Origin of the sequence: Microbacterium sp. NPDC089186, assembly GCF_040685115.1 — a bacterium.
Classification (GTDB): Bacteria; Actinomycetota; Actinomycetes; order Actinomycetales; family Microbacteriaceae; genus Microbacterium; species Microbacterium galbum.
This window is the reverse complement of sequence record NZ_JBFBHJ010000002.1, coordinates 286,692-309,422: the sequence shown is the minus strand read 5'-3', so window position 1 is coordinate 309,422 and position 22,731 is coordinate 286,692. Positions and strand designations below refer to the sequence as shown.

Below are 22,731 nucleotides of genomic sequence, written 5' to 3'. Positions count from 1 at the left end.
CTGCGGACGGTGCCCCCGAACCTCACCCGCCCGAGCGGCATGCCGCCCGCTCGTGCCGACCCGAACCCGCCACCGGAAGGCCCGCCCGATGATCGATCGCGATCGCTTCCCCATCGACGAGTGGCGACTCGTCGAGACCCAGTTCTCCCTCGACGACGTGGGGGTCACCGAGACCCTCTTCGCCGTCGGCAACGGTTACCTGGGCCTGCGCGGCAACTCCATCGAGGGGCGCTTCGCCCTCGAGCAGGGCACGTTCATCAACGGCTTCCACGAGACCTTCCCGATCCGTCACGCCGAGCAGGCGTACGGCTTCGCGGAGGTCGGCCAGACGATCATCAACGCACCGGATGCCAAGGTCATGCGCGTCTACGTCGACGACGAGCCGCTCTCGCTCGACGTCGCCGACGTGCGCGAGTACGAGCGCGTGCTCGACATGCGCCAGGGCATCCTCCGTCGCGACATCCTGTGGGTGACGCCCTCGGGTAAGCGCGTGCGCATCCAAGACGAGCGGTTCGTGTCGTTCGACGAGAAGCACCTCGCCGTGCTGCGTCTGACCGTCACCGTCCTCGACTCCGACGCGCCCGTCACGGTCAGCAGCCAGCTGCTCAACCGCCAGGATGGCGAGGGCATCTACGGCGGCTCGCCGATGGCATCCACGCAGTCCGGATTCGACCCGCGTAAGACCGAGAAGCTCAGCGACCGCGTGCTGCAGCCGCGCGAGTACTGGCAGGACGGCGAACGCTCGGCGCTGAGCTACGAGGTCAGCGAATCGGGCATGACCCTCGCCGTCATCGCCGACCACCTCGTCGACACGCAGAACGAGTACACCTCGCGGCGTCTCATCGAGCCCGACATCGCGAAGAACGTCTACCGCGTGCACGCGCGGGCCGGCGTTCCGACCACCATCACCAAGCTGGTGAGCTACCACACCTCGCGCGGTGTGCCCACGGGCGAGCTCCTCGACCGCTGCCGCCGCACCCTCGACCGGGCGGTCGAGACGGGCATCGACCGCCTCGTCGAGCAGCAGATCGCCTGGTACGCCGACTTCTGGGATCGCTCCGACGTGCGCATCGGCGGTCATGGCGACCTGCAGCAGGCGACCCGCTGGTGCCTGTTCCAGTTGGCGCAGGCCGCCGCCCGCGCCGACGGGCAGGGCGTGCCCGCGAAGGGCGTCACGGGGTCGGGCTACAGCGGCCACTACTTCTGGGACACCGAGGTCTACGTCCTGCCGTTCCTCGCGTACACGTCGCCGCTGTGGGCGCGCAACGCCCTGCGCATGAGGTACCTCATGCTCCCCGCGTCCCGCAAGCGCGCGCATCAGCTCAACGAGGCGGGCGCCCTGTTCCCGTGGCGCACGATCAACGGCGAGGAGGCATCGGCGTATTACGCCGCCGGCACCGCGCAGTACCACATCAACGCCGACGTCGCCTTCGCGCTCGCCAAGTACGTTCGGGCGACGGGCGATGAGGAGTTCCTCGCCCGCGAGGGCGTGGACATCGCCGTCGACACGGCGCGCCTGTGGTCGACGCTCGGCTTCTGGCGCTCCAGCGACGCCGCCGCCGACGGCGAGCACGACTCGTTCCACATCCACGGCGTGACGGGGCCCGACGAGTACACGACGGTCGTGAACGACAACCTGTTCACCAACGTCATGGCGCGCTTCAACCTGCGCTTCGCCGCGCGCACGGTGCGCGACCTCGCCGAGCACGACCCCGACGCCTACGCCCACATGGCCGACCGCATGAATCTCGACCCCTCGGAGCCCGAGGGCTGGGAGAAGGCGGCCGAGGCCATGCACATCCCGTTCAGCGAGGCCCTCGGCATCCATCCCCAGGACGCCGTGTTCCTCGAGCGCGAGATCTGGGACCTCGAGAACACCCCGCCCGACCAGCGCCCCCTGCTGCTGCACTTCCACCCGCTGGTGATCTACCGGTACCAGGTGCTGAAGCAGGCCGACGTGGTGCTCGCGCTGTTCCTGCAGGGCAACCACTTCACGGATGCCGAGAAGCTCGCGGACTTCGAGTACTACGACCCGCTGACCACGGGCGACTCCACGCTGTCGGCCGTCGTGCAGTCGATCCTGGCCGCCGAGGTGGGCTATCAGGACCTCGCGCTGGAGTACTTCCGTCAGGCCGCGTTCGTCGACCTCGGCGACCTGCACCACAACGCCTCCGACGGCGTGCACGTCGCATCGGCCGGCGGCGTGTGGACGGCGCTCGTGAGCGGTTTCGGCGGCATGCGCGACCACTTCGGCCGCCTGACCTTCGACCCGCGCCTGCCCGCCGACTGGCCCGAGCTGTCGTACGTGCTGCACTGGCACGGCACCCGCCTCGACGTCACCCTCACCGCCACCGCGCTGACGCTGCGGGCCGGGGGAGAGGGCGGCCCCGTCGCGTTCGCGGTGCGCGACGTCGACTACACGGTGGCGCCGGGCGAGACCGTGCGCGTGGCGCTGCACGGCCAGGGTCCGGTGCGTCCGGGGCGCCCCTCGATCCGCCAGCTCGAGGGATCCGTGCGCGAGGACGGCACGCTGCTGTCGGCGTCGGTGCCGATCGTGACCGCGACGATCCCGCTCGTGAGCGACGACGAGTCGCCCATCGCGGTGGGCCTCGACGGCGGCTTCTGATCCTGCTCGAACGCGGCGGCATCCCTCCCGGGGTGTCGCCGCGTTCGTCGTTGCGGGGGTGCGCGGGGCATCGAGAACAGGGGAACCGCCGAGAACAGGACGGATGCCGGGGGATCGGCCTGTCCCGGTGGCATCCCCTGTTCGGGAGCGCGTCGGGGGCTCGCGCGGGGTTCGACATCGGCGAGCTCGGGCGGCGGCGACCCGGTCGGAGCCGGTCACGGAAGCGATGTCGGAGGGACGCCGTAGGCTGGTGGGGTGACGACAGCCCTGTACCGCCGATACCGCCCCGAGGCGTTCGGCGAGATGATCGGGCAGTCGCAGGTGACCGAGCCGCTCATGACCGCCCTGCGCAGCGACCGCGTGGGCCACGCCTATCTGTTCTCGGGTCCGCGCGGCTGCGGTAAGACCACGTCCGCCCGCATCCTCGCCCGCTGCCTCAACTGCGCAGCCGGCCCCACCGACACCCCGTGCGGCGTGTGCGACAGCTGCGTCGAGCTCGGCCGCGGCGGCGGCGGGTCGCTCGACGTGGTCGAGATCGACGCGGCCAGCCACAACGGCGTCGATGACGCCCGCGATCTGCGTGAGCGCGCGATCTTCGCGCCCGCCCGCGACCGCTTCAAGATCTTCATCCTCGACGAGGCCCACATGGTCACCCAGCAGGGCTTCAACGCCCTGCTCAAGCTCGTCGAAGAGCCCCCGGCGCACGTGAAGTTCATCTTCGCCACCACCGAGCCCGAGAAGGTGCTCGGCACCATCCGCTCGCGCACCCACCACTACCCGTTCCGTCTCGTCCCGCCCGCGGCCATGCTCGAGTACGTGCAGGAGCTCTGCGAGAGCGAGGGCGTCGGCGTCGAGGCCGGAGTCCTGCCCCTCGTCGTGCGCGCCGGGGGAGGGTCTCCGCGCGACACGCTGTCGCTGCTCGACCAGCTCATCGCCGGCAGCGACGCGGATGCCGCGGGGCATGTGCTCGTGCGTTACGAGCGGGCCGTGGCGCTGCTGGGCTACACCCACTCCGAGCTCCTCGACGAGGTCGTCGACGCGTTCGCCGCGGGCGACGGGGGAGGGGCGTTCGCCGCAGTCGACCGCGTCGTGCAGACCGGTCAAGACCCGCGCCGCTTCGTCGACGACCTGCTCGAACGGCTTCGCGACCTGATCGTGGTGGCCGCCACCGGCGCGGGAGCCTCGGCCGTGCTGCGCGGCGTCCCCGACGACGAGCTCGAGCGCATGGCCCGGCAGTCCACCGCCTTCGGCGTGCACCGCTTGTCGCGGACGGCCGACCTCGTCGTCGCCGCGCTCGACGAGATGACGGGGGCCACCTCTCCGCGTCTGCAGCTCGAGCTGCTCGTGGCCCGTGTGCTCACCCACGCCGGCGTCCCGCAGGGCACCGCCCCGGCGACCGCCCACGATCTCGACGTCTCGCACGCGGGAGCCTCCGCCCCCGTCGCTCCCGCGACGGGGCGCCCGGCCTCGCCCGCCGCCGACATCGCCGCGCCCGGCGTCGCCGCCCCGCGCGACGGGGGGTCGGCGCCGGGCGCGCCGCGCATCGCCGCCCCCGCGGCCGGATCGCCCCCGGTCGCATCGCCGTCGATCGCATCGCCCGCCATCGCGTCGCCGGGTGCGCCCCGCATCGCCGCCCCCGGCGTCGCTGCACCGCCCGTGGCCTCGCCCGGCGCGGCGGCGCCCGCTGTGGCATCACCGGGCGCCGCGCCGACGGGGTCGCCTGCAGCGGCGCCGACCGTGGCGTCACCGGGCGTCGCGCCGACCGTCGCGTCCCCCGGTCCCGCGCGGCCCGTGTCGACGCCGGTGGCCGCTCCCGGCATCGCCGACCCCGGCGCGTCCTCGTCCCGATCGCAGGCGGATGCCCCCTCGTCCGCGGCGACGACCTCGCGCATCGCTCAGCCGGGCTCCGCCGGCCCGCAGAACGCGTCCGGGTCGTCGGCCCGACCCGGGTCCCCGCTCCCCGCCGACGACGATGCGCCACCGCCGTTCACCGACGACGATGCCCCGCCGCCCTTCGACGACGACGGCGACGCCCACCCCTTCGACACCGCCCCGATGCCCGGCTCCGAGAGGCCGACGACGTCGGCCCCCGGCGCATCGAGCTCTGTGGCGGAGGGTGCACCGCCCCAGGGCCCAGACGTCGCGTCGAGCCCTTCCTCGGCGAGGAGCGCTTCCGTCCCGACGGAGGACGGCGTACCGCCGAGCCCCGCAACGCCGACCAGCGAGCCCCCGACCGGCGACGCGCGGACCAGCGAGGCCCCGGCCGGCGAGGCCGCGTCGAGCGCCCCCTCGGACACACCGACCCCGCCCGCTCGCCCGTCCGAGGCGCGCACCCCGACCGAGGCGACTCCCGCCACCGTCGAGCCTGCGCCCGCCGGCCCCACGCCGACGAGCACACCGAGCCCTTCGAGCGAACGCTCCGACGGCCCCGCGGCGGCGGAGCCGATCGCTCCTTCCGCGCCCGCCGGTGCGGCATCCGCTCCCTCGACGTCGTCCGCGACGACGGGTGCGGACGCCCCCGCCGACGACCCGACGCCCCTCGAGCCGGTCGCCCCGACCCCGCCCGCCATCCCCGTCGGCCCGATCGAACTGGGACACGTGCGAGACGCCTGGCCCGAGGTGCTCGGCCAGCTCGAAGTCGCCAGCAGGTCGTCGTGGTTGGTGGTGTCCACGGCCACCGTCGCCGCGTTCGACGCCGACGTGCTCACCCTGGCCTTCCGCACCACGGCGGATCTCACGGCGTTCAAGACCCGTACCCCCGAGGGCGGCCCGAGCGAAGATCTGCGTCAGGCGATCCAGGCGGTCCTGGGCGTGCGCGTGAAGTACCTCGCCCGCCTCGACGGCGACGGGGGGTCCGGTGGATCACCTCGGCGCCCGGCCGACGCGCCGTCGTCCGGACCGGCGAGTTCGCGAGGGCCGGTTCCCCCGGCATCCGGTTCGCGCTCGGCCTCCACCTCGGCGCCCTACGCGTCGTCGGTGACGGAATGGGCGGTCGCCCCCATCCCGTCGTCGGACGGTGCCCCCACCGCTCTGGCCGTCGACGATGAACCCGACGACGCCGTGATCGAGCCGGCACAGACCGCCCCGCATTCCGGTGCGGTCTTGCCGCCGCGCGAGGTCGCGCCGTCCGTCCCGGCGCCCGACGAGGTCGACGACGACGACGTGATCCCGCCCGCCGACGAGACCGAGGCGCCGCTGCCGCCCGTCGTCGTGCCCCGGATGGCACCGCTCCGCGGGGGTGTGCAGCGCTACGGTGAAGCGGTGGTGCGGCAGATGCTTGGCGCCACCTACGTGCGTGACGAACCCTACGAGCCCCCGACGAGGTTCAGCTGATGTACGACGGCATCGTCCAAGATCTGATCGACGAGTTCGGGCGCCTGCCCGGGATCGGCCCGAAGTCGGCGCAGCGCATCGCCTTCCACATCCTGCAGTCGCCGTCGTTCGATGTCTCGCGGTTGTCGACGCTCCTCGGCGAGATCCGCGACAAGGTCAAGTTCTGCGAGATCTGCGGCAACGTCTCCGAACAGGAGCGCTGCTCGATCTGCCGCGACCCGCGTCGCAACGCGACCCTCATCTGCGTCGTCGAAGACGCCAAAGACGTCGCGGCGATCGAACGCACGCGCGAGTTCCGCGGTCTGTACCACGTGCTCGGTGGGGCCATCAGCCCGATCGCGGGCATCGGCCCCGACGATCTGCGCGTCACGCAGCTCATGCAGCGCCTCGCCGACGGGACCGTGCAAGAGGTGATCCTCGCCACCAACCCCAACCTCGAGGGCGAAGCGACGGCGACCTACCTGAGCCGTTTGCTGCACACCCTCGAGATCCGTGTCACGCGACTCGCGTCGGGGCTGCCGGTCGGCGGCGACCTGGAGTACGCCGACGAGGTGACGCTCGGGCGCGCGTTCGAGGGACGCCGCACCCTCTGAGCTCCGCGCGGTGAGACGCGCACCAGACGGGAGCGTGCCCCCACCCGAGACGAACCCGCCGCGAGAGCTCTATCCCCGCGCCCGCGCCCGCACCCGCGTCACGCTCGACAACGTCGCCCGCACCGGCTGCCCGAGGTAGATGCCGAGCGACGCGCCCACCGCCAGGGCGATGCCGATCGTCGCCGCGCCCGCGAGGGTGGTGACACCGGTCATCAGCACGGCGGGGTCGTCGCCCGACTCCACGATGCCCAGCAGACCGCGGAAGACCGCGGCTCCGGGCACGAGCGGCAGGATCGCCGCGGTGGTGATGGCGACCGAGGGCACGTGCAGCCGGTAGGCCACGACGATGCCGACGAAGCTGCCGATGAACGCGCCCACGCCGCTCGCGGCCGCGACCTCGAAACCGAGTCCGGTCGCGGCGACGTAACCGGCCCACGCGACCAGGCTCAACGCGGCGCTGACGACGATGATGCGCGCCCCCGCGCCGTTGAAGACCGCGACGGCGACGGCGATCACCGCGGCGCCCACGAACTGGAACACGACCGGTCCGAGGGGGAGGGCGTTCGACGGCGGTGACATCCCCAGTCCGATCACCCGCACCGTCTCGAGGCCCGCGAGGATCCCGAGCACCACGCCCAGCGTCTGCGTCGTCAGCTCGAGGATGCGCCCGGTCGCGGTCAGCGCGAAGCCGTCGATCGCATCCTGCGCTGCTCCTACGACCGTGAGACCGGCGAGCATGAGCACGATCCCGGATGCCACGATCACCGACGGTCTGATCGCGGCGGCCGCCTCGATGCCGGTGTACTGCAGCAGAGGGGAGAGCGCGGCGACCACGGTGAGCACGAACCCGCCGGCGATCTGCGCGAAGAAGTACGGTACGCGCGCACGGGCCATGACGTACTGCGTCGTCGCGGCCAGTGCGGCGGCGATGAACGACAGCACCAGCGCGAGCCAGTTGGCCCCGAACATGATCGCGACCCCGGCGGCGAGGGTGGCTTGGGAGGCGATCACGATCGCGGGGCGATAGCGGAACGGGAGCCGTCGGATCGCCCGGCAACGGGCGATCGCATCGTCGAGGGCGAGGCCGCCGGTGATCTCGGTGACGAGTGCTTGCAGGCGCTGCAGCTTCGCGTGGTCGGGGACCGACCCTCGCACGACGCGCAGAAGTGTCGTGGGGTGGGAGGCGCCCGGGCGGCTGTGCGCGATGGTGATGGAGTTGTAGGTGACGTCGACGTGGACGGGGTCGAGTCCGTACGCGCCGCATACGCGCACGATGGTCAGCGTCACCTCGTTCGCCGGAGCTCCGACGACGAGCATGGTCTCGCCGATGCGGATCGCGAGATCGAGGATGCGCGAGGCGAGCGCCTCGTCGATGACGGGGAGCAGCGTCGTGTCGAGCGACGTCGCATCGTCGGTGTGCACGAGTCGTCGCAGCGACGACAGCCAGCGGCCGGGGGTGGGCGGCATCCGATCGCTCCAGGAGGGGGGAGGGGTGGAACCCGTCGATCCTATCCGCGCCGCCCTCGCGGAGCCCGCGAAGACGCATGGCGGAGCGGTTATGCACGCGCCTCTAGGATGATCCACGGGCGCGGCTCGAGCGCCGGCGCCGTGACATCCCGACGCACGACCCCTCCAGGAGTTCTTCTCATGGCTCTGATCGTCCAGAAGTACGGCGGTTCGTCCGTCGCCGACGCCGAGAGCATCAAGCGCGTCGCCAAGCGCATCGTCGATACCCGTCGTGCGGGTCACGAGGTCGTCGTCGCGGTCAGCGCGATGGGCGACACCACCGACGAACTGCTCGACCTCGCAGGTCAGGTCGCCCCGATCCCCGCTCCCCGCGAACTCGACATGCTGCTCTCCAGCGGTGAGCGCATCTCGATGGCGCTGCTGGCCATGGCGATCCACTCGATGGGCTTCGAGGCCCGTTCCTTCACCGGCAGCCAGGCGGGCATGATCACGGATGCCACGCACGGGGCCGCCCGCATCGTCGACGTGACGCCGGTGCGCCTGCGCGAGGCCCTCGACGAGGGCGCGATCGTCATCGTCGCCGGCTTCCAGGGCTTCAACCGCGACACCCGCGACATCACCACGCTCGGCCGCGGCGGCTCCGACACGACCGCCGTCGCGCTCGCCGCGGCGCTCGAGGCGGATGTGTGCGAGATCTACAGCGACGTCGACGGCATCTTCACCGCTGACCCCCGCGTCGTCCCGCTCGCGCGCAAGCTCGGCCGGGTCGGCAGCGAGGAGATGCTCGAGCTCGCGGCCAACGGCGCCAAGGTGCTCTACATCCGCGCGGTCGAGTACGCCCGCCGTCACGGCGTGCTGATCCACGCGCGTTCCACATTCAGTGCGAGCGAGGGCACCTGGGTGCTCGACGCCTCGAAGACCTCCGCACTCGTCCCCGAAAGAGGAGCCATGGAAGAGCCCATCGTCGCCGGCGTCGCCACCGATCTCAGCCAGGCGAAGATCACCGTCATCGGCGTGCCCGACGTGCCCGGCAAGGCCGCCGACATCTTCAAGATCGTCGCCAAGTCCGGCGCCAACGTCGACATGATCGTGCAGAACGTGTCGGCTGCCGCCACCGGCCGCACCGACATCTCGTTCACTCTCCCCAAGACCGATGCCACGACGGCGCTCAAGGCGCTCGCCGGCGAGCAGTCCGAGGTCGGGTTCGAGAGCCTCGTGCACGACGACCAGATCGGCAAGCTCTCGGTCGTCGGTGCGGGAATGCGCACGCACTCGGGCGTCTCGGCGACGCTCTTCGAGGCGCTCAGCATGGCCGGCGTCAACATCGAGATGATCTCGACCTCCGAGATCCGGATCTCGGTGGTCGTTCGCGGCGTCGACCTCGCCGAGGCCGCGCGCCTCGTGCACACCGCGTACGGTCTCGACGGCGACGCCGAGGCGACCGTCCACGCCGGCACCGGTCGCTGAGCCACCCTCCCCGACTCGGGCCGGACGCCGCCTCGGCGTCCGGACGTGCGGCAGGAGTTTTCCGGTCGTCTCCGCTCTCACCGACGGGATCCGGCCGTTCATCGACGCGTAGCCGTCAAAGTTCCTGCGAGGGCTCCCGGCCGTCGGTCGTCCCACCGCGGCGCGCGCTACCCTGACCCGAACGCCGCTTCCGCGGCATCCATCACCCGAACCACCGAGGTACCCGCATGACCCGCATCTCCGATTCCGGAATCTCCCTCGCCGTCGTCGGCGCCACCGGCCAGGTCGGCACCGTCATGCTCGAGATCCTCGCCGAACGGTCGTTCCCGATTCGCGAGCTGCGCCTGTTCGCCACGGCCCGTTCGGCGGGCACCGCGGTCGAGTTCGGCGGCCACTCGGTCGTCGTCGAGGACGTCGCCACGGCCGACCCCTCCGGCGTCGAGGTCGCGCTCTTCTCCGCCGGCGCCACCGGTTCGCGCGCCCACGCCCCCCGCTTCGCCGAGGCGGGCGCCCTGGTCATCGACAACTCCAGCGCGTGGCGCATGGACCCCGAGGTCCCCCTCGTCGTGAGCGAGGTCAACCCGCACGCGATCGATCAGGCCGTCAAAGGCATCGTCGCCAACCCGAACTGCACGACGATGGCCGCGATGCCGGTGCTCAAGGTGCTCGACACCGAAGCGGGGCTCGAGCGTCTCATCGTCAGCACCTACCAGGCCGTCTCCGGCTCCGGTCTCGCCGGCGCGCGGGAGCTCCTCGGCCAGGTCGAGGGCGTCCTCGCGCAGGGTGACGTCGAACGGCTCGTGCGCGACGGTTCGGCGCTCGACTTCCCCGAGCCCGAGAAGTACGTCGCCCCGATCGCCTTCGACGTCATCCCCTTCGCCGGCAACCTCGTCGACGACGGCCTCAACGAGACCGACGAGGAGAAGAAGCTGCGCAACGAGAGCCGCAAGATCCTCGAGCTCCCCGACCTCCGCGTGGCCGGGACCTGCGTGCGCGTCCCCGTCTTCACGGGCCACTCGCTCAGCATCAACGCGGAGTTCGCCCGCGACCTCTCGCCCGAGCGCGCGCGGGAGCTCCTCGCCGACGCCCCCGGCGTGACGCTCGAAGAGGTCCCGACGCCGCTGCAGGCCGCGGGCACCGACCCCAGCTACGTCGGCCGCATCCGCGCCGATCAGTCGGCCCCCGAGGGCAAGGGCCTCGTGCTGTTCATCAGCAACGACAACCTGCGCAAGGGCGCGGCGCTGAACGCGGTGCAGATCGCCGAGATCGTCGCGCAGAAGCGGGCCGCGACCGTCTGATTCCGGCATCCGGATGCCGCGGGCGCGGGGTTGTCTCGACATCGAACCGACCGATCTCTCGATGTCGAGACACCTCACGGCCCGCACCTAGAATCGACGGGTGACTGAAAACGTCGATGTTCTCCTCATCGGTGGCGGCATCATGTCCGCCACCCTCGGCACGCTGCTGAAGGACCTCCAGCCCGATCTGAAGATCGCGGTGCTGGAGCGACTCAGCGACGTCGCGCAGGAGAGCTCCAACGCGTGGAACAACGCCGGCACCGGTCACGCGGCGCTCTGCGAGCTGAACTACACCCCCGAGGGCAAGGACGGCTCGATCGACCCCGCCAAGGCGGTGGCGATCAACGAGCAGTTCCAGCAGAGCCGTCAGCTGTGGGCCTCGCTCGTGGCCGAGGGCGTGCTCGACGAGCCGTCGACGTTCATCAACGCCACCCCGCACATGACCTTCGTCCGCGGTGAGAAGGACGTCGCCTTCCTCCGCAAGCGCTACGAGGTCCTCAAGCAGCAGCCGCTGTTCGCCGGCATCGAGTACAGCGAGGACTCCCGCGTCATCAACCAGTGGGCGCCGCTGCTCATGCAGAAGCGCCGCAAGGGCGAGCCGTTCGCGGCGACGCGCGTGCCCGCCGGCACCGACGTCGACTTCGGCTCCCTCACGCGACAGCTCTTCGCGAACCTCCGCGAGAAGGGCGTCGAGGTCGTCACCAACCACGACGTCAAGAAGCTGAAGAAGCAGAAGGACGGCTCCTGGGAGGTCTCGTACCGCCACGTGATCGGCGGAACCCCAGGCTCGATCAACGCGAAGTTCGTGTTCGTCGGCGCGGGCGGGTGGGCGCTGAAGCTTCTGCAGCGCTCCGGCATCCCCGAGATCAAGGGCTACGGCGTCTTCCCGATCGGCGGACAGTGGCTGAAGACCTCCAACCCCGACATCGTCTCGAAGCACCGCGCGAAGGTCTACTCGCAGGCTTCGGTCGGCGCCCCGCCCATGTCGGTGCCGCACCTCGACACCCGCGTCATCGACGGCGAGTCGTCGCTGCTGTTCGGCCCGTTCGCCACTTTCAGCCCGAAGTTCCTCAAGAACGGGTCGATGCTCGACATCGTCACGCAGGTGCGCCCGCACAACATCGGTCCGATGCTCAAGGTCGCCGTCGACAATCCGGGTCTCATCAAGTACCTCGTGAGCGAGCTGCTGAAGACGCACTCGAAGAAGGTCGACAGCCTCCGCGACTTCATGCCGACGGCCAAGGACGAGGACTGGGAGCTGCTCGACGCCGGTCAGCGCGCCCAGGTCATGAAGCGCGACAAGCAGAAGGGCGGGGTGCTGCAATTCGGCACCGAGGTCGTCACGTCGGCCGACCACTCGATCGCCGGTCTCCTCGGTGCCTCTCCGGGCGCGTCGACGGCCGTGTCGATCATGCTGGGCTTGATCAAGACCTGCTTCCCCGAGCGCATGCCGCAGTGGGAGCCGCGCCTGCGCGACCTCATCCCCAGCTACGGCGAGTCGCTCAACACGCACCCCGAGGCCGCTCGCAAAGAGTTGGATGCCACGGCTCGCGCCCTCGCGATCAACCCCTGAGTCCCGCGTGGCGAAGCTGTACTTCCGCTACGGCGCGATGAACTCCGGGAAGTCCACCGCGCTGCTGCAGGCGGCGTACAACTACGAGGAGCGCGGCCAGCGCGTGCTGCTGGCCAAGCCCGAGATCGACACCAAGGGCGCCGACCAGATCGACAGCCGCCTGGGCGTCACCCGACCGGTCGACTTCCTCGTCGGTTCCGACGACGATCTGCGTACGACGTTCCATGCGACGGCGGGCCACGCCCCGGTCGCCTGTCTGCTGGTCGACGAGGCGCAGTTCTTCACCGCTGGCCAGGTCGACGACCTCTTGCGCATCGCCGTGCTCGACGGCATCCCCGTGCTGGCGTACGGCATCCGCACCGACTTCCGCACCGAGGCGTTCCCCGGATCCGCGCGCCTGATGGAGATCGCGCACAGCCTGGAGGAGCTCAAGACGATCTGCCGCTGCGGGCGCAAAGCGATCTTCAATGCCCGCCTCGTCGGCGGCCGCTTCGTCTTCGACGGCGACCAGGTCGCGATCGACGAGGGCCAGATCGCCGGAGAGGTCACCTACGAGTCGATGTGCGCGGCCTGCTACCTGCGGGAGTCCGGCGGGCGGCTCGACGGCCGCTGAGGCGCCTCCGCGGCATCCGGACCGCGAGACGGCATCAGGCTGACACCTCGGTCGCGGGACGTCGCCGAGTTGTCCGCGCGGTGCCGTCTCGGCGCTCTGCGCAGCCCTGCTTGCCGCGGGCGCGGACGGCGGTGTCGGCGTCGACCGATAGCCTGGAGGCATGCGCGTCCTCCTCGCCGGCGGTGCCGGTTACATCGGAACCCACACGGCCGTCGCCCTCCTCGAGGCCGGCCACGACGTCGTCCTCCTCGACGACCTGTCCGGCACGCACGCCGTCGCCGCGGAGCGGGTCGAGCGCATCACCGGCAAGCCTGCGCCCCTGGTCGTCGGCGACGCCGCCGACGAGTCCGTCGTCACCGCCGTCTTCGACGAACACGGCCCGATCGACGCGATCATCCATCTCGCGGCGTTCAAGGCCGTGGGGGAGAGCACCCAGAAGCCGCTGGCCTACTACTCCAACAACCTCGACACCACGTTCGCGCTGCTGAAGGTCGGCATCGCCCGCGGCATCCGATCGTTCGTCTTCTCGAGCACGGGCACGGTCTACTCCGACCCGGCCGACCTGCCGTTCACGGAGGAGTCGACGACGAGCATCGACCTGTCGAACGCCTACAGCAAGTCGAAGCGCATGAACGAGGTCGTGCTGGCGGACGTGGCCCGGGTGAACCCCGAGCTCAACGTCACGGTCCTGCGGTACTTCAACCCCGTGGGTGCCCACGCGTCGGGTCTCATCGGCGAAGACCCGGCCGGCATCCCGAACAACCTCATGCCCTTCGTCTCGCGTGTCGCGATCGGCACCCTGGACGAGATCGGCGTCTTCGGCGACGACTACGACACTCCCGACGGAACCGGCCTGCGCGACTACATCCACGTCGTCGACCTCGCTGAGGGGCACGTCGCCGCTCTCGAGCAGGCGCAGCCCGGGCATCAGGTGTTCAATCTCGGCACGGGGCGTCCGGTGAGCGTCCTCGAGCTCGTCGCCTCGTTCGAGAAGGCCGTCGGCCGCGAGCTGCCCAAGAAGTTCCTCGCGCGCCGCCCGGGCGATGTCGCGGCGACCTACTGCGACCCGGCGAAGGCCGCCGAGGTGCTGAAGTGGCGCACGCGGTTCACGATCGACGACGCCTGCCGCGACTACTGGAACTGGCAGACGACGAACCCCGCCGGATACGCGACGTCCGCCCCGGAGTGATCCCGCGCGCGTAGGGTGATGTGGTCCGGCCACATCGTCGCGCCGGGCGAAGGGGGAGCCTCATGCCGGACAGTGCACCGCGCGCCTGGCAGGTCGTGCTCGAGCGGATCGAGGGCGACCTCCGCGACGGCCGACTCGGCCCGGGCGACCGTCTGACGCCCGAGCGCGAACTGGCCGCTCAGCTGGGCGTCGGCCGCTCGAGCGTGCGCGAAGCCGTACGGGTGCTCGAGGTGCTCGGTGTCGTGCGCACCGCGACCGGCTCGGGTCCCTCTGCCGGGGCGATGATCGTCACGACCCCTCGCGGGGGCCTGGCGGCCTTCCTGCGCCTGCAGGTGGCGGCGAACGGCTTCCCCCTGAGCGACGTGGTGCGCACCCGCGTCGTGCTCGAGTGCGACGTCGCCGAGCGGCTCGCGCGCTCCGACGCCGACTTGACCGAGATCGCCGGCATCCTCGAGGCGATGGATGCCGAGTCCCTCGACCCCGTCGAGTTCCTCGCCCTGGACGCGCGCTTCCACCAAGCACTGGCGGAGGCGTCCGGCAACGCCGTCGTGTCGGCGATGATGGCAGGGCTCCGCAGCTCGATCGAGGCCTATACGCAGGCGGGAGCCGCTCGCCTGGACTCGTGGACGGCGACCTCCGACCGGCTCCGAGCGGAGCATCGGCACATCGTCGACGCCGTGTCCCGCGGAGATGCCGACAGCGCGCGAGAGCGCGTGCGCGCACACATCACCGATTACTACACCGAGGTGGCACAGGCCCTGAGCCCCTCCGACACCGCCGACGACGCGGTCGGTAACGCCGTGCGCGCAGCCGTGCGGGCGTCGGCCACCCCGTGAGAGGAACCTCGTGACCGATCGCCCCGCGCGCCCGCCGCGCCCGCAGCACGTGCTCCACGTCGTCGCCACGCAGCGGCTCAGCCCTCACCTGGTGCGCGTGCGCGCTCGGGGAACCGACCTGACGGCGTTCCGCGACAGTCCCCACACCGACGCATACGTGAAGATCACGTTCGCGAAGCCGGAGCTGGGCCTCGAGCCGCCCTACGACCTGGCGGTGCTCCGGGAAACCCTTCCCGCGGACGACCTGCCGGTGACGCGCACCTACACCGTGCGCGCGGTCGACGGTGACGAGCTGAGCATCGACTTCGTCGTCCACGGTGAGGAGGGACTCGCGGGTCCCTGGGCGGCGCACGCTCAGCCCGGCGACCGCCTCGTGGTCTCGTCACCCGGGGGCGGATACGCGCCCGACCCGTCGGCCGACTGGCACCTCTTCGCCGGCGATGAGTCGGCACTGCCGGCGATCGCGGCCGCGCTGGAATCCCTCGCCCCGGATGCCGTCGGCGCGGCGTTCCTCGAGGTGCAGAGCGCCGACGAGCATGTGCCCCTCACGGTTCCCGCCGGCGTGGCCGTGACCTGGGTGCACCGGGGCGAGGCCCCGGCCGGTTCGACGCCGGTGCTGGCCGAGACGGTGGGGGCATGGCATCCACTCGATGGGCGCGGCCAGGTCTTCGCGCACGGGGAACGCGAGGCGATGAAGGCCCTTCGCGACATCGTCTTCACCCGATGGGGGCTCCGACGCGAGCAGGTGTCGCTCTCGGGGTACTGGGCCTACGGCCGGACCGAAGACCGGTTCCAGGCCGAAAAGCGCGAACCGATCGGGAAGATCCTCTGAGGCGAGCGGGGGCTCGGGGGCGCGTCCATGCTCCTGTCGTGCGAGCGCCCTCGGCTCTCGGCTCGCGCGCCTCTCGTTCGGCCGCGCCCGTCCGGATGTGGACGAACTCGGCAGGTCAGGACTGGTCCTTCTCCGGGAGGGTGGGGATGAGCTGCTCGAGGAAGCCGGCGGTGTCCTCCCAGCCATGCACTGCGTGGCAGTCGACGCCCATCGCGAGCACCGGGTAGTCATTGCCGTCGGGGTCGAGCCGGTCGCCGACGAAGAGCATGTCGTCGAGCGGGATGCCCGTGGTGTCGGCGAGCTTGCCCATGCCGTAGGCCTTGTCGATGCCGCGGTGGGTGATGTCCACCGAGGTCGAGCCACCCGAGCGCACCTCGAGGTCGGGGATGCGCGCGGCCACCGCCTCGCGCAGGCTGTTCTTCTTCTCGCCCGTCGGATCCCACGCCATCTTCGCCTCGAGCGGGGCCGACTGGCCGAGGGCGGAGAACGTGATCTGCGAACCGCGGTCTTCGAGGATGTCGCCCCACGGCTCGGCCTCCCAGAGCCCGAGGCGTTCGGCCTCCTCGCGCACGGCCGAGAGGGCGCGCTGCTTCTCGTCGTCGGTCAGCGAATGGGCGTAGACGGTCTCAATGCCGTCGGGCGTCAGGCGGTAGTACTGCGTGCCGCAGGTGGGCATGAGGTGGAACCGGGCCAGCAGCTGCGGATCCGCCTCGGGCAGGCGCTCGACGACCTGCGTGCGGAACTGCTGCAGCTGTCCGCCGGAGATGATCGCCACCTCGACGCGCGCGGCGAGGGCGAGCAGGAGTTCGCCGATCCGCGGATCGATGGCCGACTTCGACGGGGCGAGGGTGTCATCGAGGTCGAAGGCGACGAGGCGGGGCGAGGTGTCGGACACGGGGCTCCTAGGGAAGGTGATGGTCGCGCGCGGCACGCGGACGGATGTCGATCGGCATCCTCGAGATACCGCGCGGGAGAGACCGATTCTACCGGGGGTGCTGCGCGCTGCCCGCGGGGTGTCGTCGGGTGAGGAGGGCGGTCACTCCTCGCGCGCGAGGGTGCCGATCTTCTCGCCGTGCCGGTTGAAGACGATCATCGTGTCGCCCGTGATCTCCGCCGATCGGATGCCGCGCAGCCAGGTGTCGACACCCAGGCACGCCTTGAGCGTCGCGATGCCGAGCGAGAAGGACAGTCGTGCACCGTCCTCGGTGTAGCTGCCCAGGATGCCGTTGCATCCGTCGCTTCCGCGCACCTCGCCGTCACGAAGAGTGAGGTGCTCGGTGCCACCGCCGACCCACCGGTCGCCGGTGAACGGGTGGTCGGATCTCCCGCCCCGAGCGATCATTCCAATGCCGATGAATGCAATTGCCGAAACGGCCTTCCACCTGCGGATCATGAGAATCTCCTCATCTCTGACGGAATGCGAAAAACATTCTTATCCAACGCTCAGGTTGTCGTAAGGTAAGCGGCGACGCTGAGAGATGGGTGGGGGCCCTGTCACTGGTTCCTGTCCTCCTCATGGTGCGTTTTTCCACTAACGACACGAGATGAGACGATGACACGAAACATGAAGCGTATGGGGTGGGCCGGTGCGTCCGCCGCTCTCGCGCTCACCGCGTCCGGCTTGCTGGCCCCCGCGGTCGCCTTCGCCGGTGACGACCAGTCGGTCGCGCCCACGTCGGGCCCCGAATTCGACGCCACGGCCAAGCAGCTGCTGAGCAGCGACGAGCAGGTCCAGGCCGTCGCGAAGGACGGGAACGGCAATGTCGTCGTCTACGCGACCGCTGACGAGGCCGCTCTGCAGGGCGAGGCGAGGACGTTCGTCCAGTCGAAGTCCAACGTCGAGGTCAAGGTCATCGACAGCCCCATCAAGGCGCTCGCCGAGAACGACGTCGTCGCCGGCGCCGGCTACTTCTCGACCGATCCCGCGAACCCGGGCCCCGGTGGTCTGTGCTCGATCGGTTTCACGGGTTGGAGCCCGCAGGGCAAGCCCGCTGTCATCACGGCCGGTCACTGCAACGAGGACGGTCTCTTCTCGTCCAGCTTCCTGACGCTCCCCTCGGGCGACCCCGCCGGCGGTGGGGCGGGGGACAACTCCACCGCGGAGGTGACGGACGAGCTCGGGACGCTCGCTTTCACCCAGTTCGGTGGCCCCGGCAGCACTGAAGGTTCCGAGGGCGACGTGACGTCGGTCGACATCGCGACGATCGACATCACCAACGACTCCCTCAAGCTGCACCCCGAGATCACCGACTGGACCACGGCATCCAGCGATGACCTCTCGAAGTCAACGACCGACGTCAAGGCCGTGGGTTCGGCTCAGGTCGGCCAGCCTGCCTCGAAGTCCGGCCGCACCACTGGATTCACCACGGGAACGGTGACCGCTGTGCAGGGGTGGTCCAAGATCACGAAGCCCGACGAGACCTTCCGTTGGGTCTACGGCTTCGCGATCGAGAGCGACTCCCGCATCGTCCAGGAGGGCGACTCGGGCGGAGCCGTGTTCCAGGGAGGCACCGCGGTGGGTGTCGTGTCCGGCGGCAGCCAGGATGGCGACCTCCTGTGGGCCGCCGACCTCCAGGCCGGCCTCGCGCAGACCGACGGCTACACCGTCGCCCTCAAGATCGACGCTCCCGCCCTCACCACCCCCGCCGACGGCGGCTCGGTGGGCGTCGGCGGCGTCATTTCGGGTACCGCTCAGGTGGGCACCACGCTGAAGGTCAAGCCGTCCTCCGGTGACTCCTTCGAGGTCACGGTCGACGGTTCGGGCAACTGGAGCTTCCCCGCTCCCGACAAGCTCGGTACCTACTCCTTCTCGCTCACCTCGGTCAGCGGGTACAACACCTCGACCACGGTCGACGCCTCCGTCGAGGTCAAGGCCGAGGCTCCGGTCATCACGACGCCGGCCAACGGCTCCACGGTCGAGAACGAGCTCACGGCGATCTCGGGCACCGGCCTCGCCGGCGCCACGGTGACCCTCACCGGCGACGTCAAGGGCTCCGCCAAGGTCGCCGAGGACGGCTCCTGGTCGGTCGAGACCGACCTGGGCATCGGCCAGTACTCGGTCACCGCCACCCAGGCGCGTGACGGCCAGACGTCGGCAGCAGCCACGGTGGAGTTCACCGTCGCCCCGTCGGCTCCGGTGATCACCGGCATCCAGGACGGCGAGTCGTACAGCGGCGCCGCGGTTCCCACCGCCATCTCGGGCACGGGTCTGACGGGCGCCGACATCACGGTGACCATCAACGACGCGAAGGTCGGCGAGACGGTCGTCAAGGACGGCAAGTGGTCGGTCGTGCTGAAGGACGCTCTGGCCGCCGGTGACTACGCCGTGGTCGCCACGCAGACGGTCGACGGTGTGTCGAGCTCCGCTTCGGTGAGCTTCTCGGTCACCGCCGCTCCCGCTCCGGCTCCCTCGCCCAGCGGCACCCCTGCTCCCGGTGGCAACCCCGGCGGCGGCAACGGTGGCGGCCTCGCCAACACCGGTATGGGTGACGTCGCTCCCCTCGCGTGGGGCGCTTTCGCCCTCATGCTGGGTGGCTTCGGTGCCCTCGGCTACCGCAAGGTGCGTCGCTCCGTGCGCTAAGCATCCCTGAGTGAGCGCCCCCGGCGCCTTCCCGTTTCGGAAGGTCCGGGGGCGCTTTTTTCGTGCGAGCGGAGCTTCGGGTCGTGCGTCGCATGTCGGTAGTGCGCCGCGCGTCGGAACAGCGCTGCATTTCGGAACAGCGCTGCATGTGGAGACTGCGCTGCATTGCGGTACAGCGCTGCATGTGGGGACTGCGCTGCATTTCGGTACAGCGCTGCATATGGAGACTGCGCTGCATTGCGGAACAATTCCGCATGGGGACACTGCGCCGCATCTGAACACTGCGCTGAATGTCGGCACGCGCATTTCGGCAGCGCGGCGCCTATCGAGAGGATGGCGCGTGTCGGCCGGGTGGCGCGTCTCGGCCGGGTGGCGTGGAGGCTCCGGCGGTGTTTGCGCTCAGGCGGCGTCGGGGCTCCGGCGGCGGGTGAACGCGCCTCTCCGTACGGGACCAGGGTCCAGCTGCGACGGATTCGCAGCACCGGTACCCCGCAGACTCCTCCTCGGGGAAAGAAGAAGGGCCCCCGCTGGGCGGGAGCCCTTCTCAATGATGCGATGGTCGGGGTGACAGGATTTGAACCTGCGGCCTCGTCGTCCCGAACGACGCGCGCTACCAAGCTGCGCCACACCCCGTTGCAACTTGAAAAGTCTACCCTGCCGCGGGCCATGCTCCGAACCACGCGGACCTTCGGGCGCGCCGCTCTCTGCGGGCCGGTCGCTCGCCCGCCGCGATCGGCGAGCGACGACAGCGGGCGGCGGCTCGCCCCCGGCGGACCGCCGCCCGCTGTCGTCAGGGGCGCAGGGTGCGACGCCGGCGCGCGAACGCCCAGGCGACGGCCGCGAGTCCCCCTGCCGTCGTCATGACCCCTATCGCGCCGGGGAGCGCCGTCGCGGGCGTCCCCGTGGCGGCGAGGGAGGCGAGCGGGGCCGGGGCCGACGGGGGGAGCGGCGGGGTCTCGGCGGGCGGGGGAGTCGGAGCGGTTGACGCCGTGGGCGGCGCGGGCGGTGCGACCTGCTCCGTCTGGGTGGGGGAGGCGAAACGCTCCACCCAGACATAGCCCCGAAGGAGGTGCGGCGAGACGGCGGCATCCTGCGCCTCCCGATCGATCCTCCAAACGGCGGTGTACACGCCGGGGCCGGGCAGCTCGGCGCTTCGCACCGTGTAGGTGCCGGCGCCCAGCGCGGGGTCGGTCGTCAGGCTGAGGTGCGAGACGGGGGTGAGATGGGCGGGAACCTCAGCGGCTTCGGCGGGCCAGGCGCCGGTGCGATAGATATCGGCCGTCGCGGCGATCGGCACGAACGACCCGTCGCCGCGCCGAGGCCAGACCCCCTCGGGGGACGACACCGTGACCTCGTCGACGAACCGCCCTTCCGCGACCTGCGCGGTCGTCTCGAGGCGTGGCGAGAACTGCACCGGTCGCGGCGTGGCATCCTCCGCCGAGAGGTCGAACCGCTCGGGATCTGCCGGTCCCGCGGATTCCTGCTGACCGGGGGTGGAGTAGAAGCGGACGGCTGCCGCCGGGACCGTGAAGGAACCCGTCGCGTGAACGGTGTAGGGACGCCCATCGTCGGAGGACGAGGCGGGGGCGATGATCGGGTGGACCTCACCGCCGTGGACGTTCTCGTGAACGGAGGTTCCCGTGTCGGCGAAGACCGCGTTCTCGAGCCGCACCGTGCCCGTCGCGGCTGGATCGACGTCGACGATGAGGGAACCACGGGTCGGGTCCGCCTCGTCGGTCCCGAGCGCGAGGGTGCCACCGACGCGGGGAACGGGCACGGCCTCGGCCTCGGCGAGGTACCGCATCGTCCGCTCCTGGATCGCACCGCTGTTCTCGGGGCTGGCGCGGCGCATGATCCAGTCGATGGCGCCGGGCAGGTCGTCTCCCTCGTACCCCCACGAGTGAAGAGTGGTCTGCCGGTCGACGATCGCCTTCACGGCCCAGCCGACGCTCGCGGCCTGCACGGGGTCGTCGGTCTGGCCATAGGTGGTCACGAGATGGTTGATCGACGCGAGCTGCTGCGGCGAGAGACCGTTGACGTCGCTCGATGTGCCGTGATCGGTCGTCGCGTCGGTGGCCACGGGCAGGCCCGGATGGATGCAGTACGTGTGCACATCTCCGACGCGCATGGATCCGTGCCAGCCGGTGCGTGAGAGCGGCGCCCAGGTGCCGAAGCCCGTGCCGCGCTCGGCGGCCTGAGCGGCGGGTGCGACGGCGAGGCTGCCGAGGAGGACCGCGAGGAGGGCGAGTGCGGCCGGCAGACGACGAAACGACGGAGGCGGATGGTTCATGAGGGATTCCCTTCGATCGAGGAGTTCGATCGTCTGGGAATCGCCCGCCCGTGCGCACGAGAAAGGGACCGATCCGTGGACGGATCGATCCCTTCTCCGGGTGGGGAGGAAAGGTCAGCGCGGCAGCAGCGTGAGCAGGCTCGCCTCCGGGCGGCAGGCGAAGCGCACCGGGGCGTAGATCGAGTGCCCGAGGCCGGCGCTGACGTTGAGCGGGACGGTACGCCCCGCCGCGGTCCACTCGCTCAGACCGCGCGCCTGATCGAGGGGGAGATCGCAGTTGGAGACGAGGGCCTTGCTGCTGAAGGGGATCCTCACCTGACCGCCGTGCGTGTGCCCGGCCAACAGCACGTCGGCGCCGAACTCGACGAAGGTGTCCAGGGTTCGGCGATAGGGAGCGTGCATGACCCCCAGCGTGAGGTCGGCGGCGGGAAGCGCTGCCAGCACCGGCGGGATGAGCTCGGGCTTGTCCCACTTCCGGTGGGCATCGTTCACGCCGAAGGCGGTGACCCGCAGGCCCTTCACCTCGACCGACACCGCGGTGTCATCCAGAATGCTCCAGCCGAGATCGTCGGTGAAGAACTGATCGAGGGCGTCGACGTCGAGGTGCTTGTGGGCGGGGAGGTTGCCCGAGGGGCCCAGGAAGTAACGGAGCGGATTGCGAGGAGCGGGCTCCTGGAAGTCGTTCGAGCCGTGCACGACAAGGCCCGCGACACCGCGGAGAGGGGCGAGGGCCGCGCGGATACCGGTCAGACCGTCGCGGTGTCCGAGGTTGTCGCCGGTGTTGACGACGAGATCGGGCGAGAGCTCCGCGAGTCGTGCCATCCACTCCTGCTTGCGATGCTGCCACGGCGCCATGTGCGCGTCGGACACGTGCAGGATGCGGAGCGGCTCCGCACCCTTGGGGAGCACGCGCAGGGCGTGGTAGCGCACCGTGAAGAGGTACCGCTCGACACCCATTCCCCACACGGCTGCCCCGACGGCGGCCGCCCCCGCGACCCCGAGGGGCGCGAGGGCGGCCTTCATCACCGGACCGG

Annotated in this window: 16 protein-coding genes and 1 tRNA gene; 11 read left to right on the top strand and 6 right to left on the bottom strand. The window is 70.7% G+C overall.

Annotated elements, in window-relative coordinates; translation table 11 throughout:
• Nucleotides 1-88 precede the first annotated feature (88 nt).
• From AB0N82_RS07690 to recR, 3 genes are all read left to right on the top strand, one after another.
• Nucleotides 89-2,626, top strand: a complete 2,538-nt coding sequence (locus AB0N82_RS07690) for a glycosyl hydrolase family 65 protein (protein ID WP_363390047.1) — start codon at nucleotides 89-91, stop codon at nucleotides 2,624-2,626.
• 255 nt (nucleotides 2,627-2,881) lie between these two features.
• Nucleotides 2,882-5,959, top strand: a complete 3,078-nt coding sequence (locus tag AB0N82_RS07685) for a DNA polymerase III subunit gamma and tau (protein WP_363390044.1) — start codon at nucleotides 2,882-2,884, stop codon at nucleotides 5,957-5,959.
• Complete coding sequence (recR, locus tag AB0N82_RS07680) at nucleotides 5,959-6,552, top strand: recombination mediator RecR (protein ID WP_315994891.1); 594 nt, start codon at nucleotides 5,959-5,961, stop codon at nucleotides 6,550-6,552. The genes AB0N82_RS07685 and recR overlap by 1 nt, the downstream gene beginning before the upstream one ends.
• A 69-nt stretch (nucleotides 6,553-6,621) precedes the next feature.
• On the opposite strand, the gene AB0N82_RS07675 is transcribed toward recR, so the two are convergent.
• The gene (locus AB0N82_RS07675; RefSeq protein ID WP_315994890.1) at nucleotides 6,622-8,019 is read right to left on the bottom strand and encodes a threonine/serine exporter family protein; all 1,398 of its coding nucleotides are present in this window, start codon (nucleotides 8,017-8,019) and stop codon (nucleotides 6,622-6,624) included.
• Between the two features lie 180 nt (nucleotides 8,020-8,199).
• Between AB0N82_RS07675 and AB0N82_RS07670 the strand changes: the two genes are divergently transcribed.
• The 7 genes from AB0N82_RS07670 (at nucleotide 8,200) to AB0N82_RS07640 (ending at nucleotide 15,827) form a co-directional block, all read left to right on the top strand.
• Nucleotides 8,200-9,486 (top strand): aspartate kinase, encoded by a 1,287-nt coding sequence (locus tag AB0N82_RS07670; RefSeq protein ID WP_315994889.1) that lies wholly within the window; start codon nucleotides 8,200-8,202, stop codon nucleotides 9,484-9,486.
• A gap of 227 nt (nucleotides 9,487-9,713) precedes the next feature.
• Nucleotides 9,714-10,784, top strand: coding sequence for an aspartate-semialdehyde dehydrogenase (locus AB0N82_RS07665; protein WP_315994888.1), 1,071 nt, complete (start codon nucleotides 9,714-9,716; stop codon nucleotides 10,782-10,784).
• A gap of 142 nt (nucleotides 10,785-10,926) precedes the next feature.
• Nucleotides 10,927-12,357 carry a malate dehydrogenase (quinone) gene (gene mqo / locus AB0N82_RS07660; protein WP_315995267.1) on the top strand — a complete coding sequence of 477 codons (1,431 nt, stop codon included), beginning with the start codon at nucleotides 10,927-10,929 and terminating at the stop codon, nucleotides 12,355-12,357.
• A gap of 7 nt (nucleotides 12,358-12,364) precedes the next feature.
• Nucleotides 12,365-12,970: a thymidine kinase gene (locus AB0N82_RS07655; protein WP_315994887.1), complete on the top strand. Its 606-nt coding sequence runs from the start codon at nucleotides 12,365-12,367 to the stop codon at nucleotides 12,968-12,970.
• Between the two features lie 160 nt (nucleotides 12,971-13,130).
• Complete coding sequence (gene galE / locus AB0N82_RS07650; RefSeq protein ID WP_315994886.1) at nucleotides 13,131-14,159, top strand: UDP-glucose 4-epimerase GalE; 1,029 nt, start codon at nucleotides 13,131-13,133, stop codon at nucleotides 14,157-14,159.
• A 62-nt stretch (nucleotides 14,160-14,221) separates the two neighbouring features.
• Entirely contained in the window at nucleotides 14,222-14,995 is a 774-nt protein-coding gene (locus AB0N82_RS07645) for an FCD domain-containing protein (RefSeq protein WP_363390033.1), read from the top strand.
• A gap of 10 nt (nucleotides 14,996-15,005) precedes the next feature.
• On the top strand, nucleotides 15,006-15,827 hold the full coding sequence (locus AB0N82_RS07640; protein WP_363390024.1) for a siderophore-interacting protein: 822 nt from the start codon (nucleotides 15,006-15,008) through the stop codon (nucleotides 15,825-15,827).
• Nucleotides 15,828-15,942: 115 nt separating this feature from the next.
• Here AB0N82_RS07640 and AB0N82_RS07635 read toward each other — a convergent pair whose 3' ends face one another.
• On the bottom strand, nucleotides 15,943-16,722 hold the full coding sequence (locus tag AB0N82_RS07635) for an HAD-IIB family hydrolase (RefSeq protein WP_315994883.1): 780 nt from the start codon (nucleotides 16,720-16,722) through the stop codon (nucleotides 15,943-15,945).
• 141 nt (nucleotides 16,723-16,863) lie between these two features.
• The gene (locus AB0N82_RS07630) at nucleotides 16,864-17,220 is read right to left on the bottom strand and encodes an META domain-containing protein (protein ID WP_363390020.1); all 357 of its coding nucleotides are present in this window, start codon (nucleotides 17,218-17,220) and stop codon (nucleotides 16,864-16,866) included.
• 159 nt (nucleotides 17,221-17,379) lie between these two features.
• Here AB0N82_RS07630 and AB0N82_RS07625 point away from each other — a divergent pair, with 159 nt between their 5' ends.
• On the top strand, nucleotides 17,380-19,407 hold the full coding sequence (locus AB0N82_RS07625) for a hypothetical protein (RefSeq protein ID WP_363390017.1): 2,028 nt from the start codon (nucleotides 17,380-17,382) through the stop codon (nucleotides 19,405-19,407).
• Between the two features lie 556 nt (nucleotides 19,408-19,963).
• Here AB0N82_RS07625 and AB0N82_RS07620 read toward each other — a convergent pair.
• From AB0N82_RS07620 to AB0N82_RS07610, 3 genes are all read right to left on the bottom strand, one after another.
• A tRNA-Pro gene (locus AB0N82_RS07620) sits at nucleotides 19,964-20,040 on the bottom strand.
• A 157-nt stretch (nucleotides 20,041-20,197) separates the two neighbouring features.
• Nucleotides 20,198-21,697 (bottom strand): hypothetical protein, encoded by a 1,500-nt coding sequence (locus tag AB0N82_RS07615; protein ID WP_363390014.1) that lies wholly within the window; start codon nucleotides 21,695-21,697, stop codon nucleotides 20,198-20,200.
• A gap of 114 nt (nucleotides 21,698-21,811) precedes the next feature.
• Nucleotides 21,812-22,720 carry a metallophosphoesterase gene (locus tag AB0N82_RS07610; RefSeq protein ID WP_315995266.1) on the bottom strand — a complete coding sequence of 303 codons (909 nt, stop codon included), beginning with the start codon at nucleotides 22,718-22,720 and terminating at the stop codon, nucleotides 21,812-21,814.
• Nucleotides 22,721-22,731 lie beyond the last annotated feature (11 nt).